The organism is Janthinobacterium sp. PSPC1-1 (assembly GCF_049897625.1).
Lineage (GTDB): Bacteria > Pseudomonadota > Gammaproteobacteria > Burkholderiales > Burkholderiaceae_D > Janthinobacterium > Janthinobacterium tructae.
This window is the reverse complement of sequence record NZ_JAFCWP010000004.1, coordinates 511,892-534,702: the sequence shown is the minus strand read 5'-3', so window position 1 is coordinate 534,702 and position 22,811 is coordinate 511,892. Positions and strand designations below refer to the sequence as shown.

20 protein-coding genes are annotated in these 22,811 nt (G+C 60.6%); 7 read left to right on the top strand and 13 right to left on the bottom strand.

Translation table 11 applies throughout. The features are described from left to right. Nucleotides 1-39: 39 nt before the first annotated feature. Nucleotides 40-537, bottom strand: a complete 498-nt coding sequence (locus tag ACP7EG_RS16140; RefSeq protein ID WP_426088409.1) for a VOC family protein — start codon at nt 535-537, stop codon at nt 40-42. 112 nt (nt 538-649) lie between these two features. After that, nucleotides 650-1,543: a LysR family transcriptional regulator gene (locus ACP7EG_RS16135; protein WP_426088408.1), complete on the bottom strand. Its 894-nt coding sequence runs from the start codon at nt 1,541-1,543 to the stop codon at nt 650-652. A gap of 108 nt (nt 1,544-1,651) precedes the next feature. Between ACP7EG_RS16135 and ACP7EG_RS16130 the strand changes: the two genes are divergently transcribed. Further along, the gene (locus tag ACP7EG_RS16130; RefSeq protein ID WP_426088407.1) at nt 1,652-3,151 is read left to right on the top strand and encodes an MFS transporter; all 1,500 of its coding nucleotides are present in this window, start codon (nt 1,652-1,654) and stop codon (nt 3,149-3,151) included. Here ACP7EG_RS16130 and ACP7EG_RS16125 read toward each other — a convergent pair. The 3 genes from ACP7EG_RS16125 to ACP7EG_RS16115 form a co-directional block, all read right to left on the bottom strand. Continuing rightward, nucleotides 3,133-3,669: a hypothetical protein gene (locus tag ACP7EG_RS16125; protein ID WP_426088406.1), complete on the bottom strand. Its 537-nt coding sequence runs from the start codon at nt 3,667-3,669 to the stop codon at nt 3,133-3,135. The genes ACP7EG_RS16130 and ACP7EG_RS16125 overlap by 19 nt on opposite strands. A gap of 94 nt (nt 3,670-3,763) precedes the next feature. Then, nucleotides 3,764-5,344 (bottom strand): methyl-accepting chemotaxis protein, encoded by a 1,581-nt coding sequence (locus ACP7EG_RS16120; protein WP_426088405.1) that lies wholly within the window; start codon nt 5,342-5,344, stop codon nt 3,764-3,766. Between the two features lie 256 nt (nt 5,345-5,600). Continuing rightward, the gene (locus tag ACP7EG_RS16115; protein WP_426088404.1) at nt 5,601-6,026 is read right to left on the bottom strand and encodes a hotdog fold thioesterase; all 426 of its coding nucleotides are present in this window, start codon (nt 6,024-6,026) and stop codon (nt 5,601-5,603) included. A gap of 145 nt (nt 6,027-6,171) precedes the next feature. Between ACP7EG_RS16115 and lpxO the strand changes: the two genes are divergently transcribed. From lpxO to fdx, 3 genes are all read left to right on the top strand, one after another. Further along, nucleotides 6,172-7,071, top strand: coding sequence for a lipid A hydroxylase LpxO (lpxO, locus tag ACP7EG_RS16110; protein ID WP_219137087.1), 900 nt, complete (start codon nt 6,172-6,174; stop codon nt 7,069-7,071). An 85-nt stretch (nt 7,072-7,156) separates the two neighbouring features. Next, nucleotides 7,157-7,555 carry a DUF6331 family protein gene (locus ACP7EG_RS16105; RefSeq protein WP_426088403.1) on the top strand — a complete coding sequence of 133 codons (399 nt, stop codon included), beginning with the start codon at nt 7,157-7,159 and terminating at the stop codon, nt 7,553-7,555. A gap of 60 nt (nt 7,556-7,615) precedes the next feature. After that, nucleotides 7,616-7,948 (top strand): ISC system 2Fe-2S type ferredoxin, encoded by a 333-nt coding sequence (fdx, locus tag ACP7EG_RS16100; protein WP_426088402.1) that lies wholly within the window; start codon nt 7,616-7,618, stop codon nt 7,946-7,948. 34 nt (nt 7,949-7,982) lie between these two features. On the opposite strand, the gene ACP7EG_RS16095 is transcribed toward fdx, so the two are convergent. From ACP7EG_RS16095 to ACP7EG_RS16060, 8 genes are all read right to left on the bottom strand, one after another. Then, complete coding sequence (locus ACP7EG_RS16095) at nt 7,983-10,028, bottom strand: M13 family metallopeptidase (protein ID WP_426088401.1); 2,046 nt, start codon at nt 10,026-10,028, stop codon at nt 7,983-7,985. Between the two features lie 126 nt (nt 10,029-10,154). After that, on the bottom strand, nt 10,155-10,868 hold the full coding sequence (locus ACP7EG_RS16090) for a hypothetical protein (protein ID WP_426088400.1): 714 nt from the start codon (nt 10,866-10,868) through the stop codon (nt 10,155-10,157). Between the two features lie 185 nt (nt 10,869-11,053). Continuing rightward, the gene (locus ACP7EG_RS16085) at nt 11,054-11,623 is read right to left on the bottom strand and encodes a DUF1439 domain-containing protein (protein WP_426088399.1); all 570 of its coding nucleotides are present in this window, start codon (nt 11,621-11,623) and stop codon (nt 11,054-11,056) included. A 203-nt stretch (nt 11,624-11,826) separates the two neighbouring features. Further along, entirely contained in the window at nt 11,827-12,720 is an 894-nt protein-coding gene (locus tag ACP7EG_RS16080) for a hypothetical protein (protein ID WP_426088398.1), read from the bottom strand. 37 nt (nt 12,721-12,757) lie between these two features. Then, the gene (locus tag ACP7EG_RS16075) at nt 12,758-13,201 is read right to left on the bottom strand and encodes a hemerythrin domain-containing protein (RefSeq protein WP_426088397.1); all 444 of its coding nucleotides are present in this window, start codon (nt 13,199-13,201) and stop codon (nt 12,758-12,760) included. A 94-nt stretch (nt 13,202-13,295) separates the two neighbouring features. Then, nucleotides 13,296-14,651: a PEP-CTERM-box response regulator transcription factor gene (gene prsR, locus ACP7EG_RS16070; protein WP_426088396.1), complete on the bottom strand. Its 1,356-nt coding sequence runs from the start codon at nt 14,649-14,651 to the stop codon at nt 13,296-13,298. A gap of 51 nt (nt 14,652-14,702) precedes the next feature. Continuing rightward, nucleotides 14,703-16,808 carry an XrtA/PEP-CTERM system histidine kinase PrsK gene (gene prsK, locus ACP7EG_RS16065; protein ID WP_426088395.1) on the bottom strand — a complete coding sequence of 702 codons (2,106 nt, stop codon included), beginning with the start codon at nt 16,806-16,808 and terminating at the stop codon, nt 14,703-14,705. Continuing rightward, the gene (locus ACP7EG_RS16060; protein WP_426088394.1) at nt 16,805-18,193 is read right to left on the bottom strand and encodes a TIGR03013 family XrtA/PEP-CTERM system glycosyltransferase; all 1,389 of its coding nucleotides are present in this window, start codon (nt 18,191-18,193) and stop codon (nt 16,805-16,807) included. The genes prsK and ACP7EG_RS16060 overlap by 4 nt, the downstream gene beginning before the upstream one ends. Nucleotides 18,194-18,396: 203 nt before the next feature. Here ACP7EG_RS16060 and nadB point away from each other — a divergent pair, with 203 nt between their 5' ends. The 3 genes from nadB to ACP7EG_RS16045 all read left to right on the top strand — a co-directional run bounded on the left by nadB (nt 18,397) and on the right by ACP7EG_RS16045 (nt 22,739). Continuing rightward, nucleotides 18,397-20,010, top strand: coding sequence for an L-aspartate oxidase (gene nadB / locus ACP7EG_RS16055; protein WP_096235333.1), 1,614 nt, complete (start codon nt 18,397-18,399; stop codon nt 20,008-20,010). Between the two features lie 291 nt (nt 20,011-20,301). Further along, complete coding sequence (locus tag ACP7EG_RS16050; RefSeq protein WP_426088393.1) at nt 20,302-22,017, top strand: hypothetical protein; 1,716 nt, start codon at nt 20,302-20,304, stop codon at nt 22,015-22,017. After that, complete coding sequence (locus ACP7EG_RS16045; RefSeq protein ID WP_426088392.1) at nt 22,014-22,739, top strand: hypothetical protein; 726 nt, start codon at nt 22,014-22,016, stop codon at nt 22,737-22,739. Before ACP7EG_RS16050 ends, ACP7EG_RS16045 begins: the two co-directional genes overlap by 4 nt. Nucleotides 22,740-22,811: the final 72 nt, after the last annotated feature.

Genomic DNA, 22,811 nt, shown 5'->3' with positions numbered 1-22,811 from the left:
CGCTGGCGTGCGGCCGCGCTCCCTTGCCCGGCGGCCACGCTAGCCCGCGTACGCCCGCTTGATCTCGTCGATGTCGATCTTTTTCATACCCATCATGGCTTTCATCACGCGCCCGGCCTTGACGGGATCGGGGTCGGTCAGCAGCTTGACCATGATGGTGGGCACGATCTGCCAGGACACCCCGAACTGGTCCTTGAGCCAGCCGCACTGCTGCGCTTCCGGTGGACCGCCTTGGGACAGCTGCTTCCAGTAGTGGTCGACCTCGTCCTGGGTTTCGCAATTGACCTGGAACGAGATGGCCTCGGAGAACTGGAACAGGGGGCCGCCATTCAAGCCCGTAAACGTCTGGCCATCGAGTTCGAAGGCCACCGTCAGTACGCTGCCCGGCTCCTGGCCGTGGATTTCCCTGCCTTCCTCGCCATAGCGCAGGATCTGGCCGACCTTTGAATTGGGAAATATTTCCGTATAAAACCGGGCCGCCGCCTCGGCGTTGCCGTTGAACCATAAACATGGGGTAATCTTTTGTACGCTATGCATGATGTCTCCCTAGTCCGAAACAGGAACGCCTTCCCGCGCGGGAAGGACAGCCACCAATATAGTCAATTTTGTACGCCCATGGCGCGCGATGGCGCCAGGGAGGAGGCCGCCGTCAGGGCTGCGCTCCAAAATTCTGATCCTGCAATTGTTCCACCAGGAAATCGATGAACACACGCAGGCGCGGCGGCAGGTGGCGGCTGGCCGGCCACAGCAGCCAGAAGGCCGTGCGCGCCTGCGTATGCGCATCCAGCAGCGAGACCAGTTGCCCGGCCGCCAACTCGCGCTGCACGGCAAAAGCAGGCAGGTAGGCGATGCCCTGCCCCTGCACGGCCAGGAAGACGCGCATTTCCACACTATTGCAGACCATGCCGGGCGCCGGCTGGGCTGCCTCGTCCAGCAACGGCCACGCTTCCAGGCGGCCCGTGGCGGGAAAACGGTAGTCCAGGCGCCGGTGCCGCAGCAGCGCGGCGCCATCGGCGGGCCGACCATGGCGTTCCAGGTAGGCGGGCGACGCCACCAGCAGGCGGCGAAACGTGCATAGTTTGCGCCGCATCAAGCCTGAGTCGGCCAATTCGCCCGTGCGCACGGCCGCGTCAAAACCGTCGCTGACGATATTGACCATGGCGTCGGAGAAATCGAGGTCGAGTTCGATGGTGGGATAGGCTTGCATGAAGGCGCCGATGGCCGGCTCGAACAGGCCGCTGTAGCGTGGCAGGCTGATGCGCAGGCGGCCGCTGGGCCCGCTGCTGGCCTCGCTCAATTCCCGCTCGGCCGCTGCCACCTCCGCGAGGATGCGCTTGCAGCGCTGCAGGAATTTTTCCCCTTCCGCCGTCAGCGCCAGATGCCGCGTGCTGCGCTGGAACAGGCGGGCGCCCAGCCGCGCCTCCATGCGCGCCACGCTTTTGCCCACAGCCGACGACGATAATCCCAGCAGCCGGCCCGTGGCCGAGAAACTGCCGCTGTCCGCCACCTGCACGAACATGGCGATGCCACCCAAGCTATCCATCCGCGCTCCATTCACGACATTTTTGTCCGATATGTTCGTCAGTTTAGCCCATTTTTCTTCAATGACGGGCGCGCCATACTCGCCGCTCCTTCTTTCGGAACCGATCCCATGTCCTTACTCTCACCTCCTTCACTCCCCCTGCAAGTGCTGGCCGCCTGCCTGACGGGTCTGCTCATTCCCCTGTGCTTCACGGGCCCGGCCGTGGCACTGCCCGCCCTCGGCGCCGAATTGCACGGCAGCGCCGCCGCCCTGAACTGGGTCATCAATGCGTATATCCTCAGCTATGGCAGCGCCATGATGGTGGCGGGCAGCCTGACGGACGTGCTGGGACGGCACCGCGTCTGGCTGACGGGGCTGGCGCTGTTTTGCGCGGCGACCCTGGCCATCGCCCACGCGCCCTCGGTGGCGTGGATCGCCGCGCTGCGCTTCGTGCAGGGCCTCGGCGGCGCGGCCGCATTCGCCGCCGCCATGTCTTCGCTGGCGCCCCTGTTCCACGGCGCGGCGCGCAACCGCGTGATGAGCGTGCTGGGCACCACCTTTGGCCTGGGCCTGGCCTTCGGCCCGCTGGCGGCGGGCGCCATGCTGGCGCTGGCCCGCTGGCCCGCCATCTTTTACGCCACGGCCGCGCTGGGCGCCATCGGCATGCTGCTGGTCTGGAGCAGCGTGCCAGCCGATCCGCCGCGCGGCAAGGGCCGGCTGGACTGGATCGGCGCCCTCAGCTTCAGCGCCGCGCTGGCCCTGTTGACCCTGGGCATGCTGCTGGTGCCCGAACACGGCTGGCGCAGCGGGGCCGTGCTGCTGCCCGTCGCCGCGTCCGTGCTGCTGTTCCTCGTCTTTGGCGCGATCGAGCGCAGGACGGCGCAGCCCCTGCTCGATTTATCGCTGTTCCGCCAGCGCCGCTTTATCGCCGTGCAAGTGCTGGCCGCCTCGCCCGCCCTCCTGTTCATCGTGCTGATCGTCATGCTGCCGGGGCGCTTCATCGGCATCGACAATATGTCCGCGCTGGCGGCGGGCCGTTTGATGACCGCCCTGGCCGCGCCGCTGCTGCTCGTGCCCATGCTGGCGGCGCTGCTATTGCGCTGGGTCAAGGCCGGTACCGTGTGCGCGGCGGGTCTGCTGCTGGCAGCGGCGGGCCTGGCATGGCTGGCGCAGGTGCTGGGCCATGGCACCGCCGCAACGCTGGCCGGACCGCTGCTGCTGATCGGCGCGGGCATCGGCTTGCCGTGGGGCTTGATGGACGGCATGGCCCTGAACGTGGTGGAAACCGAGCGGGCCGGCATGGCGACGGGCATCTTCAATACCGTACGCATCAGCGCCGATGGGGTGGCGCTGGCCCTGGCGGGTGCCATGCTGGCCGGCCTGATCGGTACAGGCCTGGCGCGCCAGCTGCCCGCCGGTCTGCCCGTGCTGGCGGCTGCCAGCCGCGCCGCGCTCGGCGATATCCAGCAAGCAACACAGCTGCTGGGCGGCCACGAAGCGCTGCTGCGCGCCAGTTATGACGCCGCCTTCCGCCTGCTACTGAATGGCCTGGCGGGGCTGGCCGTGGCACTGGCCGCGCTGGTGCCGTATTTGCTCAGGAAGGATCGGGCTCAGGCATCGAGGCCGTAGAACACGGCTACAAGGACGGCGATATTATTGCAGGCGCGCGAGAATGTCGTTGTCGCATAGGCAACAGCCACGCCGGGAGCACGGTAGTGCAAGTAGACAAAACTGAACATGGCGCCCGAGCCCAGCGCGACGATGGCGTGCAGCAAGCCGCCGCTGATGAAATGCACGATGGCCCACAGGATGGCGCCGATAAAAATGCTCAGCTGGCGGCTGGCGCCCAGGCGCTTGAGGATTTCCAGCGGCAGCAGTTGGCCGAGGAAGGTTTCCAGTATGGGAGAATAGATGACGACCCAGAACACCAGCAGGGGCAGCGACATTTCGTGCTTGAACTTGGCCAGGCCCGTGTGTGCGCCCCAGTATGCGGGCGGCAGCAGCCATTTGGTGAGGAACAGGATGGCGAAGCACAGCATGCAGGTGAGCAAGCCCCAACCGAGGCCGGCAAGGGCCAGCTGCAGCACGGGCGGCGCCGCTTGGTCGTCGTCCGGGCTGGATAGATCGTGGCTGCTGCGCACTTGCATGAGAAGTCCTGGCGGTGATCCAGCTCTCATTGTAGCGCGTAATAGGGCTGTTGGCGCATGCCTGATGGCGCGCCGCGCTGCTGCCCTATCGGCCTCAGGCCGCCAGGCGCAGGAGAGCGTTGGCCGGCTGGGCCAGTTTGAAAATCCCCACTTCCTGTTCCAGCTGCGCCGCCTGCTGCTGCAGTTCGTGCGCGGCGGCGGCCGCCTGTTCCACCAGGGCCGCGTTTTGCTGGGTGACGCGGTCCATGTCGACGATGGCGCGGTTGACTTGCTCGATACCGGCGCCCTGCTCCTGCGTGGCGTGGCTGATCTCGGCCATGATGCCAGTCACCCTGCCGATGCCGGCCACCACCTCATGCATGGTGGCGCCCGCCTGCTCGACGAGCACCGTGCCCGTGCCCACCTTGCTGACGGAATCGTCGATCAGGGTCTTGATTTCGCGCGCGGCGGCGGCGGAACGCTGTGCCAGGCTGCGCACCTCGGTGGCAACCACGGCAAAGCCGCGCCCCTGCTCACCGGCGCGCGCCGCTTCCACGGCCGCGTTCAAGGCGAGGATGTTGGTCTGGAAGGCGATGCTGTCGATCACGCCGATGATGTCGACGATCTTGTTCGACGAGGCATTGATCAAGCCCATGGTGTGCACCACTTCGGCCACCGCCTTGCCGCCCTGCTCCGACACCTTCGACGCTTCGCGCGCCAAATGGTTCGCCTGCTGGGCGTTGTCCGCATTCTGGCGCACGGTGGAAATCAGCTCTTCCATCGACGAGGCGACCTCTTCGAGCGAACCGGCCTGCTGCTCCGTGCGCTGCGACAAGTCGCGGTTGCCCGAAGCGATCTCGGTCGAGGCCGTGGCGATGCTTTCCGTACCGTGGCGCACCTTGCCGACGATGGCGGCCAGGTTGTCGCGCATGGTTTTGATGGCGAACAACAAGCTGCTGTCGTCGCCATCGCGCGTGTGCACGTCGATGGCCAGTTCGCCCAGCGCGATGCGCCCGGCGATCGAGGCCGCGTACGCGGGTTCGCCGCCCAGTTGGCGCAGCAATCCCCGCGTGATGACGGTGGCCACCGCAATGCAAATGAGCACGCTCAGCGCGGCCAGCACGCCGATCCAGCGCAGCGACTGGCCGTAGATGGCACGCGCGGCCACGCTGGCCTGCTCTGATTCGCGCTGCACGTTTTTCAGGACCGCATCAATGTCGGCGACGATCTGGCGCCGCAACGGGCTGCATTCCTCGACGAGGAAAGTGCCGTACTGCTCCATCTGCCCCGAGGCGCGGAACTGGCGCGGACGCTGCAGTTCCTGCGCCATGGCTTTCAGGCCCGTGCTGACTTTCTCGAACTGGGCATCGCCGGCAAACTTTGGCGCCAGTCGGGCCAGCGCTTCCAGGTACAGCGCCTTCTGGCTGTCGAGGATGACCAGCTCTTTTTCGGCGGCGGCCTGGTCATGGAAGATATACGCATTGCGGGCGGCCAGGCCCGTCTGGTCGAGCGCTTCGCGCGCCACGTACAGCGGGTCGAGTTTTTCCTGCTGTACCTTGTCCTGCGCGTCCATGGCGCCGGAGATGGCGCCGATGCGCAGCAGCGCGAAGGCGGCCAGCACCAGCATGAGCAAGACCAGCAGCCCGAAGCCTGCGCTCAGGCGCGCGCCTATCGTCAAACGATTGAATGACATCATTGTTGTTATTGCCCTGTAATAAAGTTGATTTTTGCCGGTTCCGCTAGAACCGGGCGATCTGCTCACCGTCGTATTGCCTTTCCTGCATGGCGCAGGATGGGTCTCTAACTGGCGTTTTTTGGGCAGTCAGCTTCTATTTCGGGCAATGTGAACGCGCGCGGAAAAGACTCCCGCGCAGGTACAACAGCACACTGAATTATAAGCGAACAGCGTTATGGATGATTCCACGCGCTCACTTTTAATGCTTTGATGCAAGTCAAGGAGCGTCGATGACGGCCATGGTGATGCGCGAGATGCAGCACAGTTTGCCGTCCTCGTCGACGATGCGGATTTCCCACACCTGGCTGCTGCGGCCCCGGTGGATGGGCGTGGCACGCCCCGTCACGTGGCCGCCGCGCACGCCGCGCACGTGATTGGCGTTGATTTCCTGTCCCACACTGATATGGCGGCGATTATCGAGGCAGGCATTCGCGGCCATGCTGCCCAGGGTTTCGGCCAGCAAGACGGAAGCGCCGCCATGCAGCAGCTTGAACGGCTGCATGGTGCGGTGGTCGACGGGCATGGTCGCCTCGATCCAGTCGGGGCCGAAAGCCGTGAATTCGATGCCCAGGTGGCGCATGGCCGTGCCCTCGCTGGCGGCGTTGAGCGTGGCCAGGTCGAGCGGTGCGTGCCAGATTTCCATGATTACCTCGGATATGTGTGGAGAAAAAACCATTGTAGGACAGCCGGCGCGCGCGCGCTGCTTCATCCTTCCTTCAGCGTGGCACGGGGTGGCACGGACATTAACTGGTTATAATTGCCCCATTCTTAAAAAAACGAGGTTGTGTATGAAGTGGGCCTTGCTGGGCATTTTTGTGTTTTCTGTTTTACATATTCATTTTCGTGGCAAGGTACGCCTGCCGTTTCGCCGCCAGATCTTCGATCACTCCTCGTTCATGGCGCCGCTGAACCTGTTCATGCACACCTTTTCCAAGGTGCCGGCCACGCCATATCTTTCCGTCGATCAATTTCCGGAACTGGCGCCGCTGCAGCAGAACTGGCAAATCATCCGCGATGAAGCGCTGCGCATGCAGGAAATGAAAAAGATCAAGGCGGCTGAAAAGAACAATGACGTGGGTTTCAATTCCTTCTTCAAGTATGGCTGGAAACGTTTCTACCTGAAATGGTATGACGCGAATCACCCGTCGGCACAGCAAATGTGCCCGCAAACCTATGCGCTGCTGCAATCGATTCCGTCGATCAAGGCCGCCATGTTCGCGGAACTGCCGCAAGGCGGCAAACTCAACCCGCACCGCGACCCGTTCGCCGGTTCCCTGCGCTACCACCTGGGCCTGCAGACGCCGAACGACGACCGCTGCTTCATCGACGTTGATGGCGAACGCCACAGCTGGCGCGACGGCCAGGCCGTGATGTTCGATGAAACGTATATCCACTGGGCCCGCAACGATGCCGACAGCGACCGCATCATCCTGTTCTGCGACATCGAACGCCCGATGCGCTACCGCTGGGCGCAAGGACTGAACCGCTGGCTGGGCCGCACCCTGATGACGGCCGCCGCCTCGCCCAACGAACTGGGCGACCAGGTGGGCGGCGTGAGTAAACTGTTCCAGATTTCCTGGACCATGGGCCAGTACCGCCGCCGCTTCAAGGCGTGGAACAAGACGGCGTACCAGCTCACCCGCGTGGCCCTCGTCGTGGGCGTCATCGCGCTGATCTACTTCATCTAGAAACCAGCCTTGCCTGTTTGATCAAAACCGCCTTCGGGCGGTTTTTTTTATAATGCAATGCCACTGACCAGGAGAATTTTAGAAAATGACCGAACGCAACCGCCAGTACGATATCCAGATCGGCGACGATGCCTGGATCGAATACATCGACATCGCAGGCCGCTACGACCAGGCCACCGACATCGATGCCCTGCTGGATGGGCTGTGGCCGCTGATCTGCCGCCTGGAAACGCATTGCGTGGCCGGCTGCTGCGGCATGGATGCCTATGACTTCACGCGCGAAGGTGTCGCTACGGCGCTGCTGGAACTGGATCGTGCGCAACTGCATGCCGCCTGTGCAACGGCCAAGAAGGCCGTAACGGCCGCTGCCAGCGATGTATTGACGAGTGCCACGATGAATCACTTTGCCGATAAACGCGTGTTCCTGCAATTGCTCGATCATCTGGACGAGTGCATCGTCGCAGCGGATCGCGCAGGGGCTTGACCTTGCCAAGGCGGGAAGGTCCAAGGTAACGGTATTCAAGGAACTCAAGGAGAATCCCGCATGCCAAAAATCACCGTCCTGCCCCATCCCGAGCTGGCCCCAGACGGCGCCGTGTTCGACGCGCCGGAAACAATGAGCATTTGCGACGCCTTGCTGCTCAACAAGATTGACATGGAACACGCCTGCGGCCAGGTGGGCGCCTGTTCCACCTGCCACGTGGTCGTGGTGCAGGGTTTCGACTCGCTCAATGAGTTGGGCGACAATGAGGAAGACATGCTGGACCAGGCCTGGGGCTTGCAGCCCCACTCGCGCCTGTCGTGCCAGGCACGCCTGGCCCAGGAAGACCTGACGGTGGAGCTGCCCAGGTACACCATCAACCACGCCAAGGAATAGTCCCCGGCGCGCTTGCCTGCTTACCTGACCATGCTTACCACATGATCACGCGCTGCTCGGGCGGCAGATACATCGGGTCGCCCGGCTTGATGCCGAACGCTTCATAGAAGCCGGGCTGGTTTTTGACCGTGCCCTTGGCGCGAAATTCGCCCGGCGAATGGGGGTCGCTCTTGATCTGTGCGATCGCCGCTTCCGGACGCAGTTTGGCGCGCCATTTTTGCGCAAAGCCGATGTACAGCCGCTGTTCACCCGTCAAGCCATCGATGACTGGCGATGGCTTGCCGTTCAAGGAACGCTGGTAGGCCTTGTAGGTGATCGACAGGCCGGAATTGTCGCCGATGTTTTCACCCAGGGTCAGCTCGCCATTGATGTGGTAACCAGGTACGGGGCTGTAGGCGCCGTATTGCTTGACCAGCCCGGCGGCCAGCGCCTTGAAGGCCGTGCGGTCCTCTGCCGTCCACCAGTTGCGCAGACGGCCCTTGGCATCATATTGGCTGCCGGAATCGTCGAAGGCATGGCTGATTTCATGGCCGAAGGTGATGCCCAGCAAGCCATAATTGACGGCATCTTCCGCTTTCACGTTGAAGAATGGCGGCTGCAAAATCGCGGCCGGGATCGTGATGGCATTCAGGGCCGGGCTGTAGCTGGCGTTGACGGTTTGCGGCGTCATCGACCATTCGTCGCGGTCGACCGGTTTGCCCAGCTTGCCCAGGTTTTGCTGGCGGCTCCATGCGCGCGCGGCGCGCACGTTGGCGATCAGGTCGTTCGGCCGCGTCTGCATGCTGCTGTAGTCGCGCCAGGTATCCGGGTAGGCGATCTTCGGCTTCAGCGCTGCCAGCTTGAGCTGGGCTTCCTTCTTGGTTTCCGGGCCCATCCAGTCGAGCTGCTCGATACCATCCTTGAACGAGGCGACGAAATTGTCGAACATGGCCATCACGCGTGGCTTCGTTTCCGGCGGCAGATACATTTGCACGTAGCGCTTGCCGACGGCATCGCTGATGGCGTTATCCGTGAAGCGCAGCGCCAGTTGCCACTGCGGTTCGCTTTGCGGCACGCCGCGCAGCACCGTGCCGTCGAAGGCGAAGCGCTCCTTGACGGTAGCGCTGTCCAGGTAGGAAGCATAGCTTTCGATGATGCGCCAGTTCAGATAGCTCTTCCACGATGCCAGCGGCACGGCGGCCACGGTCTCGGAAAAACCTGTCATGAAGCTGGGCTGGCGCACCACGGCCGAGGTTTCCTTTTTCGCCAGGCCAGCGGCGGCAAAGTAGGCTTTCCAGTCGAAGGCCGGTGCCAGTGCCGTAAATTTGTCGAAATCGACGCGGTTGTACGATTTGACGGGGTCGCGCATCTGCACGCGCGTCCACTGCACTGCCGCCAAACGCGTTTCGAGGTCGAGAATTTGCGCCGCGTGGTCGGCAGCGGCCTTGTCGCCGCTCATGGCCAGCATGGTTTCGATATGCTTGAGGTACTTGGCGCGCACGGCTTGCAGCTTGGCGTCGTCCTCCTTCAGGTAGTAATCGCGGTCAGGCAAGCCCAGGCCGGACTGGCTGATGTTGACCGTGTACTGCTCCGGGTCTTGCGCATCGGGCGCCACATAGGCGGAAAACGGCGTCGCAACGCCATTGCCCTGCAGGTAGGCGAACAGCGCCGGCAAGTCCTTCTTGTCCTTGACGGCGGCGACGCGGGCCAGTTCGGCGCGCAGGGGCTTGAAGCCGGCCGCATTGCGCGCCTTGTCATTCATGAAACTCGTGTACAGGTCGGCGATCTTGTGCGCTTCGCTGCCGGGCTTGCCGGGGTTCTTGACGGTAGCATCCATCAGGCCGCGCAACTGGCCCTGGGCGATTTCGCGCAGTTCGATATACGTGCCCCAGACGGATTTGTCGGCCGGGATATCCGTATTGCGGGTCCAGACGCCGTTGACGTAGCCGTAGAAATCATCCCGGGGGCTGACCGCAGGGTCCAGGGTTTTCAGGTCGATGCCGGAGACGGGCGCGGTAGCATTGGTAGCTTGGGCGTACAGAGATGGCGAAGATAAGGCGAGCAAGGCGCAGCAGGCGGCGCTGATGAGTGAACGTTTCACGAAGATTCCTTTAATTGTTTTAACTTCATGTTGGGGAACATGCTGTGTCCAGGCATGAGAGGCCGAATTATAGTCGGCCTGCCAGTGGGCAACAATGACAGTTGAACAATCCCAGGGATCAGCGGATCAGCGGATCAGCAGATCGAACAGGTCCAGGCCTTTTTTATCCTGATTTTTCAGCATGTCCGCAAGCGAACCCGGCGTTGGCCCGCCATCGCCGGCCGCGTGATTGAAATAATTGAAATCGAGCTTGATCTTGTCTTCCAGGTCGCTCGCATAATTGGCAGGATATTGCGACTGTTCCAGCTGCGGCAATGTATTGAAATGCGCGAGCACGGACTTGAAGAAATTGGTCATCTTGCCGGTGGTATTGTATTCCTGCATGGCTTGCGCCACGACCTGGGTGCGCCAGGCCTCTTCTTCCTGATACGCCTGCGTAAAGGCGGCGCGCCGCTCGTTGATGGTGAATGTGCCGCTGTCATCGTTCGAAATGGTGGACAATTGCTCGCGCGACAAGCCCGCAAACGGATTGGGCCCCTTCCTGTCGACAAACGCCGTCGCGGCGGCAGCCGACTTTGCCGCTGCCGCGTCATTCGGTTGCGGCACCTGTTTGGCGGCCGCCGCCTTGTGTTCGGCGTCCAGCGGATACAGGATGTCGTCGGTATTGTCATTCACCCACACACCCAGCGCCGCATGATCGAAGCCCCGGATGGTGGCGCTGGTGGCCGCCGAGGCCGCCGACAAACGCCCCGCCAGGGTCGAGATCACGACATCGTCCGCCACGGCGGCTGGCGCCTGCGTGGCCGGGGCCTTGTCCGATGCTGCCTTGTCAGATGACACCTTGCTGTCTGCCGCGGCAGACAGTGCCCCGGGCTGGATTCCCGCCGTGCTGATATTCACCATTGCCCGCCCCAAGATCAGTAAATGTTACTATTTAAGTAAATATTACTATAGCACAATAGATATCGAAGTTTGTCGAATTGAGTTCACGGAGGTTCCTCTGTTCGGGATGACGGAGCCTGTCCCTACTTCACCGGCTCGAACGTCACCGTCAACCCATTGCCCGTGGTCCTGATCTGCGTCGGCACGAATTGCACGCCCGCATAGCGCAATTCGTCGGGCTTGAAGGTGTAGATCGGCGTTTCATGCATGAGCTGGTCGGCCACCAGGCTGGCCACCTTGGCGAACTGGCGCTGCTGCGACTCGTCCATGCCGTCGATGCTGACCTTGTCCACGCTCGCTTCGCTCAGGTAGACGGCATTGCGCTGGGCGTCGAGCACGAGGCGGCCCGACATGACCAGGCTGCCGCGCCAGCTCTGGCGGATGAACGGTGGCAAAACGCTGGCGTCCACGCTCAGGGCGACTCTTTCGCGCTCGGGCTGCAAGGACAGTTGCGGATGCGTCAGCTTGACGTCCAGCACGGACAGCACGCGCTTGTCGATGGGAAAGCGGCGCTCCAGGCCTTGCTGCATCTTGCTCAGCGACACATTCACGTCGCGTGGGCCGATCAGGGTGGAACACGAGGCCAGCATGGTGCACGCAAAAGCGGCGATGGCGGCGGTTTTCAGCAAGGGACGGATGGCGGTCACATTCATGGATAGTCTCGGTGGAAAGATGGCGCCATCTTACACATGCGCCTGCTTCAACACAAACGGCGCCCGGCTTGCGGCGGGCGCCGATTTTCATGTTTGCCTTGTTAGCGTACGAACAGGGCGATCAGTATGACGATGGGCAATGGAATGCCCAGCAGCAGCAAGAGGATGGAACGCATGGCAGTCTCCTAAATTGAATGGGGTATTTAAATGGTCACGTGGCGCAGCACGCGCTCGTGGTCGCGCTGGCGGCCGCCGAACGTTGCAGCCAGGCTGGCGACGAACGCACCGAGCAGCAAGGCGACGAACATCCACAGCGCCGTATGGGCACCGGCCTTGCGGGCCGTGTCGGCCGCTTGCTGTGCTTTCGCCTTGGCATCGGCGGCGGCCTTGGCGGCGCGGGCGTAGACGGCGTCGACCCGCGCTTCCGCTTCAGCCTGCGTCAAGCCCGTGCGGCTGGCCACGACCTGGCCCAGGTAGGCGCGGTCATCGGCGGCCAGGCTGCCCGTGGACAGGCTTGTTGCGAAGATCTTGCCGATTTCCACGCGCTGGTCAGCGACAGTACCGCCCGCCTCCCCCGTACCAGCCGCTGGTGCGGCGCGCAGCAGCATGTCCGAGAAATAATCGAGTGGATTGGCGCTGCCGCCTCCCTCGCCCGCTTTCGCACCCGCAGCCGGGTGCACTGCCGCCGCCACACCGCTGCCAGCATCGATGGCGCCGCTGAGCACGGCGCGCGTGCCGCCGGCCAGCACGGCCACGGTGACCAGGGTGGCCACGGCCCAGGCCAGCAAGCCGTGCGCCGTATCGCGGAAATGCACCTCATCCGTGTGGATGGAACTCCATTTCACGCGCAGCCGGCCCGCCATGTAGCCGCCGATGCCGGACGCGGCCAGTTGCATGAAGGCCAGCCAGGCGATGGTCGATACGCCGATGGCCGTGGCATTGAACGACCACGGCGACACGGACGACAGGCCCAGGCCCACGCCGAGGATCAGCAGGATGAAGGACAAGGCGGCCGCCGCGGCGGCGCCCGCCAGCACGGCGCCCCAGGACACGCCAGGATTGTTCAGGTCCGACGCGGACAGTTGTGTAACTTGCATGGAATTCTCCCTTGATTATTGGATTTTTTTAAGCCGCTCAGGCGGCCACGCCCGTCAGCTGTTCCTTGCGCGCGGCCATTTCCTGGCCCAGCGCGTCGAGGTCGACGGCCGTATGGCGCACTTTGGGAAACATGTCGCCCTCCTCTTCCTTGACGTGGTGCTCGATCTGCTCGGACAGCACCTTGACCTTGGCGTCGTACAGGTCGTCGGCGGGGTCCATCGCTTCGATTTGCGCAATGAGTTCCTTGGCGCTTGCGTGCTCGACGACGGCTTCATCCATCAGGTCGCCATCGTGGATGGGTCGGCGCACGGCCGGATAGAAGATTTCCTCTTCCAGCTGCGTGTGCACGGTCAATTCGTGGCAAATCTGGTCGGCCAGCTTTTTCTTGGTGGCAAATGAGCGGTCGCTCAGGCCTTCATATTGGGCAAACAAGGCTTTGACGGCCTTGTGGTCTTGCATTAATAAACTGATCGCATTCATGGCGCCTCCTTGTTGTGGATGAGACAAGGATGGGCCATGACAGCGCCAGCGTATGTGCGACGCCTTACACTATTTTGATTTTTAATATATTCGGCTACTTGATGCCGTGGTGACTCATCAAGTCATACAGGGTGGGCCGGCTCACGCCCAGCAGTTCGGCCGCCTTGGCGATATTGCCGTCGGCCCGCGCCAGCGCGCGCACCATCACCTTGTATTCGGCCGCTTCGCGGGCCTGGCGCAGGTTGATGGCCTCGTCCACGGGCGCCGCCTGGGCGCTGGCGGGCAAGCCCAGGTCGTCGGCGGCGATCTGCGGCCCGTCGCTCATGATGACGGCGCGCCTGATGCAGTTTTCCACCTCGCGCACATTGCCGGGCCAGCCATGGCTTTCGATCAGCTGCAGCGCGCCGGTGCTGAAATGCAGGTTGCTGCGTCCTTCGCTGGCGCAGAACTTGTTCTTGAAATGGTGGGCCAGCAAGGCTGCATCGCCGGCCCGCTCGCGCAGCGGCGGAATGCGCAAGACGATTTCGCTGAGCCGATAAAACAGGTCTTCGCGGAAACGTCCCTGTTCCGCCAGCACTTTCAGGTCCTGGTGCGTGGCGCAGACGATGCGCACGTCGACGGCGATCTCGGCGCGCCCGCCCACTCTTTCGATGACTCTTTCCTGCAGGAAGCGCAGCAGTTTCGCCTGCAAGGCCATCGGCATGTCGCCGACCTCGTCGAGAAAGAAAGTGCCGCCGTGGGCCAGCTCGATCTTGCCCAGGGTTTGCCGCGCCGCGCCCGTAAATGCCCCCCGTTCATAGCCGAAGAGCTCGCTTTCCAGCAGGTTTTCGGGAATCGCCGCGCAGTTGATGGCCACGAAGCGCTGTGCGTGGCGGCTGGACAGCGCATGCAAGCCCCGCGCGATCAATTCCTTGCCGCTGCCCGAGTCGCCCAGCAGCATCACGCTGGCTGACGAGGGCGCCACTTTTTCCACGCTGCGGCACAGTTTCAGCATGCCCGGGTCGCGGCTGACGATGCCCGCCAGCGGCGAGTCGGCCTGCGTCTGCAGCATGCGGCGGTTTTCCTGCTGCATTGCGTGCAAATAAAACGCGCGGGCGATGACCAGGCCCAGCATGTCGGCGTCAAACGGTTTCTGATGGAAATCGTAGGCGCCCAGGGCGATCGCTTTCAAGGCATGCGCGCGTTCCTGGTTGCCCGAGAGGATGATGACTTTCGTATCCGGCGCCAGCGCGAGGATCTGCTGCAGGGTGGCCAGCCCTTCCGTGGCGCCGTCCGGGTCGGGCGGCAAGCCCAGGTCCATCGTCACCACGGCCGGCTGGTGGCGCCGCACCAGCGCCAGCGCCGTTTCGCGCTCGCCCGCCAGCAAGACGTCATAGCCGTCAAAACTCCAGTGCAGCTGCTTTTGCAGGCCGGGATCGTCTTCGATGACCAGCAGTTTTTGTTTCGCCATGCGTATGCACTCCAGTCAGCGGGTAGAACAGCGGAAATCTGGGGTATGTCCTTATGGATCGGAATTCGCCTCATTGAGGCGCATTTCCCCCGGCGGGTCAGACCCCATGGCCGCATGCAGCGGCAAGATCACGCGAAACGTCGTGCCCACTTGCGGCTCACTGCGCACTTCCAGGCTGCCGCCCACTTCGCGCAAGTATTCGCGGCTTTCGAACACGCCGATGCCCATGCCCGCCGTCTTGGTCGTGTCAAACGGTTTGAACAGGCGTTCGCGGATGAATTGCTCGCTCATTCCCTGCCCCGTATCGTCGAGTTCGACCACGGCCGTGTGCTGTACGCGCCGCAGCCGCACGTCCACCTTGCCATCGCTGGCCGTGGCCTCGATGGCGTTCTGGATCAAATGACCGAGCACTCTTTCCAGGCGCGCGCGGTTGGCCAGCACCGTCAGCTCGCCATCGACGATTTCCAGCCGGGGCGCCGGCGCCAGGCTGGCCTTGGCGGCCACGGCCTGGCGCAGCAAGCCGTCGAGCTGCAGCGGCGCCGGTGCTTCCGGCGCCTCGCCGCGCGCCAGCTTTTGCAGCAAGGTCTTCATTTTCTGCACGGAATGCTCTAACGTACCCAGCATGTCTTCCTGGAAGGCTGGATTGGCACGGTGCTTTTCCGCATTGCTCAATAACAAGGACAGCTGGAACACCAGGTTTTTCAGGTCGTGCACGATAAAAGTGGACATGCGGTTGAACGAGTCAAACTGGCGCGCCACCGTCAGGGTGTCGAGCGATTCGCGGTGCGCCAGGTAGCTGGCGGCCTGGCTGCCGGCAATTTTCAGCACGTCGCGGATTTCCCAGTTCAGGCCGATACGCGTGCGGGGCCGCGCCAGTGCGACAAAGGCGAAAAGCTGGCCATGCAGCATCAGGGGCACCAGCAGCCACACGTCGGGCAGCGCCAGCAGTGCGGGCGGCAACTGCAAGCCGCCGTACTGGAGCGGGTTGTGCTGGCAGTCGGGCACGTCGATCACCCATAGTCTTGCCTCCAGGAACTGGCACAGGGGGCCGGACGCCGGCTCGCTCCACGTACTCGGTGGCCAGTTCCAGCTGGCGGCCGGGGCAAACTGCCCCTGCTCGCGCAAAATCCACAGCGCACCGGCGCGGCTCTCCACTAGCTGCGCCATGGCTTGTATCGTGCGTTCGCCCAGAGCCGGGCCATCTTCCGACAAGGCCCGCGTAAAACGCAACCATTCCTCGCGGTAATCGAAGATGGCATTGTAAAAGTGTTTATTAATGGTGACCTTGAGCTTGGCGCGCAGGCTGCCGGAAAATAGCACGCCCGCCAGCAACAGGGCTGCGCCGCCCAGGTAAGCCATCTGCATCAAGGAACCCCAGGTGCCGCCGAAATAGCGCAAATAATAGGCGCTGGCCGCCATGGCCAGCAAATAGATGGCCGAGCCCAGCAAGGCGGCCGAGCGGTACAGCATCTGGCGCGAGACGGACAGGCCCAGCGCCCAGCCGGGATTGCGCGCGGCCGAGACGGCCAGCAGCGGCGCGCACAGGGCGTCGACGATGCCGCGCGCGGCCCAGATGTCATCGTTGATCGCGCGAAACAGCAAGGCGTCGCTGTACAGATAAAAATCGTAGGCAAACAGGCCGCCCACGCCCAGGCAGGCGAACTTGATGCCCCAGCGTTTCAGGGGCGGCGTATTGCGGTACCATTGTTCCACCAGCAACATGCCCAGTACGGCCAGCAGCAAACGGCTGACGCTGGCGATGATGCGCGCAGGCAAAGGCAGCGCCAGCCACGACGAAGCCAGCGCGGACAACGCGGGCGCCAGCGCCGTGAGGACGATGCCCACCAGCATTAAGCGCAAGCGGGGACGCGACGGCTCGATCAGCAGCAGCAAGAACACCAGCCAGGCCAGGGTGCGCAGGAGTTCCAGCGCATCGCCGGCCAGCGCGATGCGCTGCCCCAGCAGCACCAGCACCACCGTGCCCGTGGCCCAGCCGCCCGTCGCCAGGCAAGCGACCAGCAAGGCGCGCACATTTTGCCGCGCGCGCCAGTTGCTGATGAGCAGCAGCGCCAGCACGAAGAAGGCCAGCGACGCCAGGCCATGGCTGAGGGCCGCCGCGTCGGCCGCCGCCAGCCAGTCCGACTGTTCCCGCATCATCGGCTGCCCTTGCCAAACAGCACCACCTGCACCGTATCGAGCAAGATCAGCAAGTCGAGGAACAGGCTATTGTTTTTCACATAATACAAATCGTATTGCAGCTTCTTGACGGCATCATCGACGGAGGCGCCATACTGGTAGCGCACCTGCGCCAGGCCCGTGATGCCCGGTTTGATGCTGTGACGGATGTTGTAGTACGGCACCTGCTGCTTGAGTTGCTCGACAAAGTAGGCGCGCTCGGGGCGCGGCCCCACAAAACTCATTTCTCCGCGAAACACATTGAGCATCTGCGGCAGCTCGTCGATGCGCAGCTTGCGAATAACATTACCCACGCGCGTGATGCGCGCATCGTTGGTCAGCGCCCAGATGGGCTTGCCGTCGCGCTCCGCATCGCAGCGCATGCTGCGAAATTTCAGCACATTGAAAGGCAAGCCGTCGCGTCCCACCCTTTCTTGCTGGTAAAACACGGGGCCGCCGTCTTCCAGGCGGATGCACAGGGCCGTCACCAGCATCACGGGCAGCGCCGCCAGGCAGATGATGCTGCTTGCCGCCAGGTCGAACAAACGCTTCGAGGCGGCGCGGAAAAAACTCTGGTCGAAGCCGCCGCCATAGATCAGATAGCTCGGTTGCAAGGAATCGATACGGATCTGGCATGCTTCGCGCTCGAAAAACGTGGCAGCGTCGATCACCTTGACGCCGCCCAGCGCGCATTCCAGTAGTTGCTTGGCAGGAAACGCACCATTGCGCCGGTCGCTGACGGAGACGACGATCTCATGCGCCGCATGGCGCTGGGCCATGGCCAGCAGCGACGGTTCGGCCGGCAGCAAGGCCGAGGCCGGCACGCAGCATTGCTCTCCCGCCACATCAATGCAGCCGACGACCGTAAACTGGTGGAAACCGATCTTGCTGGCAGCCAATTCCATGCACTCGCGCGCCAACGCCCCGCCGCCCACCAGGATCAGCCTGCCTTCCATCAGCGCCGATTGCGAGGATTTGAACACCACCAGGCGCGCCAGCAGCACGCCGATGGCACCCAGGCCGAAGATCAGCACGCTGCCGCGCCCGAAATGCAGGGACGGGACAAAACGGATCAAGACGCTGAGCACGGCAAAGCCCAGCGCGAACGAAGGCAGGATGCGCAATAGCGTGTTGCGGATGTCTTCGCGCGAGCGGTGCTGATACATGCCCAGCGCGCTCATGCTCAGCACGATGACCAGCGCAAAGATCGTGGACGACAGGTAAATCTCGCCCACGCGCAGCACGCGGCTGCCGTCCGCCAGCCACAGCATCGATGTCAGGGTGGCCGACAGCAGCAGGATCAGGATTTCCAGCAACAGCAGAATAAATGCTGTTTTCGAGACATAATGGCTGAAGATGCGGATCATGGTTCCTCCTGCGGCAAAAAGCGTCACGCCGCGCACAAGGCGGCCTGCTGCTGTCTTGCCATGATGGCGAACTGTTCCGCGAAGACATTGATGCGTCACAAGCTACGGCCCCAGCTATCTTTCGCTTGCATAATTTATCTCAACACATTACCGAATGAGGGGAAATGGCATATAGTATGCTTCCCCTAAAAGAGATGAATGTCATGAAATTTGATGTAGCGATTGTCGGCAGTGGCCTGGCGGGTTTATCGGTTGCACTGCATTTAGCTGAGACGCGCACTGTCGCGATCATTTCCAAACGCGCGCTGCTCGATGGCGCCAGCAACTGGGCGCAGGGCGGGATCGCGGCCGTGCTGGACTCGGGCGACAGCCACCAGCAGCACATCGAAGACACCCTGATCGCGGGCGGCGGCCTGTGCGACGAGAGCGCCACGCGCTACATCGTCGAGCACGGCCGCGAAGCCATCGAATGGCTGATCGAGCAAGGCGTACCATTTACGCGCGATGCCTCGGCCGAGCTGGGTTTTCATTTGACCCGCGAGGGCGGACACAGCCAGCGCCGCATCATTCACGCGGCCGACGCCACCGGGCACGCCGTGCAAGTGACCCTGGAAGAAAAGGTGCGCGCCCACCCGAACATCAGCCTGTTCGAACACCATTGCGCCATCGACCTGATCACCTCGGACAAGCTGGGCATGAAGCCGACCCAGCGCAACGCGCAACCGCATTGCCACGGCCTGTACGTGCAGGATGAGCAAACGGGCAAGGTGCATACCTTTGCCGCCGAGCACACCGTGCTGGCCACGGGCGGCGCAGGCAAAGTGTATTTATATACAACGAATCCCGACACGGCCAGCGGCGACGGCATCGCCATGGCCTGGCGCGCCGGCTGCCGCGTGTCGAACATGGAATTCATCCAGTTCCACCCGACTTGCCTGTACCACCCGTATGCCAAGTCTTTCCTGATCACCGAAGCCATCCGTGGCGAAGGAGGATTGCTGAAATTGCCGCCTGAAGCGGGCGCGGCAGCGGGCACGCGCTTCATGCTGGCCCACGATGAGCGGGCCGAGCTGGCGCCGCGCGACGTGGTGGCGCGCGCCATCGACTTCGAGATCAAGAAACGCGGCCTCGACTACGTGCACCTGGACATCAGCCACAAGCCGGCCGCATTCCTCATCGAGCACTTCCCCACCATTTACGCGCGCTGCCTGGAACTGGGCATCGACATCACCAAGCAGCCTATCCCCATCGTGCCGGCCGCTCACTACACGTGCGGCGGCGTGGTAACGGATTTGGCGGGCCGCGCCGACTTGCCGGGCCTGTATGCGGTGGGCGAGACGGCCTGCACGGGTCTGCATGGCGCGAACCGCCTGGCGAGCAATTCCTTGCTGGAATGCATCGTCATCGGCCGCGCCTGCGCGCAAGATATCGAAAGCAAGGAAAAGCTGGGCACCCCGTATCTGCCCGACTGGGATGAAAGCCGCGTCACGGATGCGGATGAAGAAGTGGTGATTTCCCACAACTGGGACGAACTGCGCCGCTTCATGTGGAATTACGTGGGCATCGTGCGCACGACGAAGCGCCTGGAACGCGCCCAGCACCGCATCGCCCTGCTGAAGGAAGAAATCGACGAGTACTACCGCAACTTCCGCATCACGCACGACTTGCTGGAGCTGCGCAACCTGGTCGACGTGGCCTCGATGATCGTCAACAGCGCCCTGTCGCGCCGCGAAAGCCGCGGCCTGCACTTCAGCCGCGATTATCCGGAAACCTTGCCGAAGGCCATCGCCAGCGTGCTGACGCCGCCGCATAGGTAAATGTAGTGGCCCGGCACTGGCCGGATTTGTCAATTCCACTCACGTCACCAATAAATGCGCTGTGGTCAGCGCATTTTCCGCCATCCCTCCACCCCCTTCTTCGGGTCTCCCGTCGCACACCGTGCCCGCGTTCGCGGGCTGAAAAAACTATCTATTATGCAATCTATATACGAAAGTCTCACATGACTTTATATATAGATCAACAAATCCATCATCATATTATTAAATGAAAATTTTAATGGTACCTTACCTAATATATAAATATTCAAAATTTATGTAGCAGGAGGAAATATGTCCACAAGAAAATATAGTGCATCGAAGACTTTTTTTCAATCATGCTTTGCATTTCTGGCTTTGACCGGATGTGCAGCCTGGAAAAATAATGCACCAGATACCGTGGAGCGCCCGTCCCTTACTATGGCAGAAAGCCTAGATCCTCTCTATACGCGCCCTTTATTACACGCAGCAAAAGAAACAGAAGGAAATCTTTTTCAGCTACTCATCAATTACAAAGGTGATATGGCGGCGGAAGAAATGCAAGCCGCAGTCGAAGATTCATATATATTGCTGTACAAAGAGATACGACCAAAATTGAATGAATTATCTGAAATATTAGCTCCCGTTTTTAAACTATACGCAAAAACACACCGTGACGAGGCAAGTTTATCACTAAAAAAATATCCATGGGCAAATAGATGCCTAGACTTCTACGAAAGTACCATGGCCATCCCGATAAACGATGGTGAATTTAAAGGCCTACCTGCTGCATGCATTGATAATGATCTGAGTCCGGCATCACTGCTTCCTCTTGTTACAGTAACAAGAGCAATGATGGCAGTAAATCCTGACAATGTGAAAAATAGATTTCTTGACAAATTCCCATCAATCGTAGATTCATTACGGGAGTCAACGAAATATGCGTATGCGTCACAAAGAATATCATTCCCAAATGGAAATGACGCAGATACAATCATGCAATCCATTATGGAATATTTCAATCTAGCCTATAGACGATTGCTTGAAAATGCAATCACATCCAGCGAAGACAAAGTACGGCTCTGGATAGATCGCTTGCCTGCTCCGGGCATTGAAAACCCCACAAATAATATGCATATCAGCGCTGCGGAATTACTACCACTGCGAAAATCGATCATGCACCTTAATAATATTTCCGAAAGCTTGCCCTTGATCCAGGTATGCGATTCAAAAGATAACAAAAAAATCAATGGGGAAAATTTAAAAAAAGTAGTAGTGGAACGTCTGCAGAAATACATTCTCCCCGCGCTAGCCGGCGGCATGAAACTATACCCCAACCAGATGACACAGAAAAAATTTCCGCATATAGGTATCAAATATGATGCTGACAGTCCTACAGGCAATCAGGCTCTTGATGCTGCCGACTACCAAATCATCTTTGGCAGCGCCGAAGCTTTACTCTTCTGTCGCAAATTGAATCTTGATGCCCCTACCAACTTACTTGCTCTCACAAAACGATTATTAAACGCCATCCCGGCAGCAGGTGAAACAAGACCGTCCATTTACGCGACGCTGGCCGATGCCATGAATTCCAAGGGATTATTGCCATTAGTTAAGGCAGCAACGACGCTAGACAAGGCGAACGAAGAATTCTTAGAATCCATCGAATTTCTCTTGGCACATGAAATTGCCCATATATTATTTGATACAGATTCATCGCTATTGCAAACCGAGCGTGAGTTGCGTTCCGATATGCTCGCAGCTGCCGTGGTTGATATCATACATCCGGACTCTGCATTGACACGCGCAAAGGCGATAGCCATGACATACAGTCTCGACACTAACAACAACACAGAAGATAGCGCGACTGCAGATGCGCTGACCTCCGGCCCCGCCATGCTATGGACCTTGCTTTCTGAAACCGATTACGAGAAAGAAAGAATGGGAGGCAGTCATCCGCCCATAGAAGAGCGAATGGAACGTTTAAACGCTGCTTTGTACAATATCGATTACTGGAGGAAAACAGAATGAAAATCTTTTCAATTATGATCCTAAGCTTGCTCTTATCGGCTTGCAGCTCGACATCGGATGTATGGAAAAAAGAACTGCAAGACTCAAGTTTTGATGCCTGGTACCCGCCAAGATCTGGGGATGGAATAGGAACAATTATCACCTTTGATGATAAAAAACGCGAAATTATCGTAAAAAGTGGTGCTTCTTGCTTCAAATCTAAACCATTAAAGTATTCGGTCGGAATTTTGGAAAAATCAGTAAACTACAGTGCAGATGGTTCTGTCAGCTATCAGGTTGCGGAAGCATTGAAAAGCAAGGTCGACATCAATGCGATGGCCAGCTCAAATAAGGACAAAAAAATCAATCTTGCACTTAAATCACCGTATCGCCAGCGATATGAAACATCGGACCTGAAGCAAGAAATGGCGTCAATGTCCAGAGATTCAGAATGTTTCAGAGCCCTGACTAACAAAAATAATCTTTTTGTGTTTGATGTCTTGGGAGCAGAGGGCGTTAGCTTTAAAGTAGTCGACAATGCTGGTGCCAGCATTAAATTCAATGCTGCTTTAATTAATGCAGGCAAGCTCGATTCCTCTATCCAGGTGAAGGCGAACGAAACAGATGAGCTAATCGTACCCGAACCTATGCTTGTTGGATACAAAGCAATCAGGGCAACATACTTTCCTGGGCTAACTCATGACCGGGTAGAAGTGGTGGAAGTTCCGCTAAAAGTCAATTGAGGCGATGGCAAGTAAGGCAAGTCGACTGGAGTTCATATCAACTGCATACCACTGCAGGTCGGATCTTGCCTG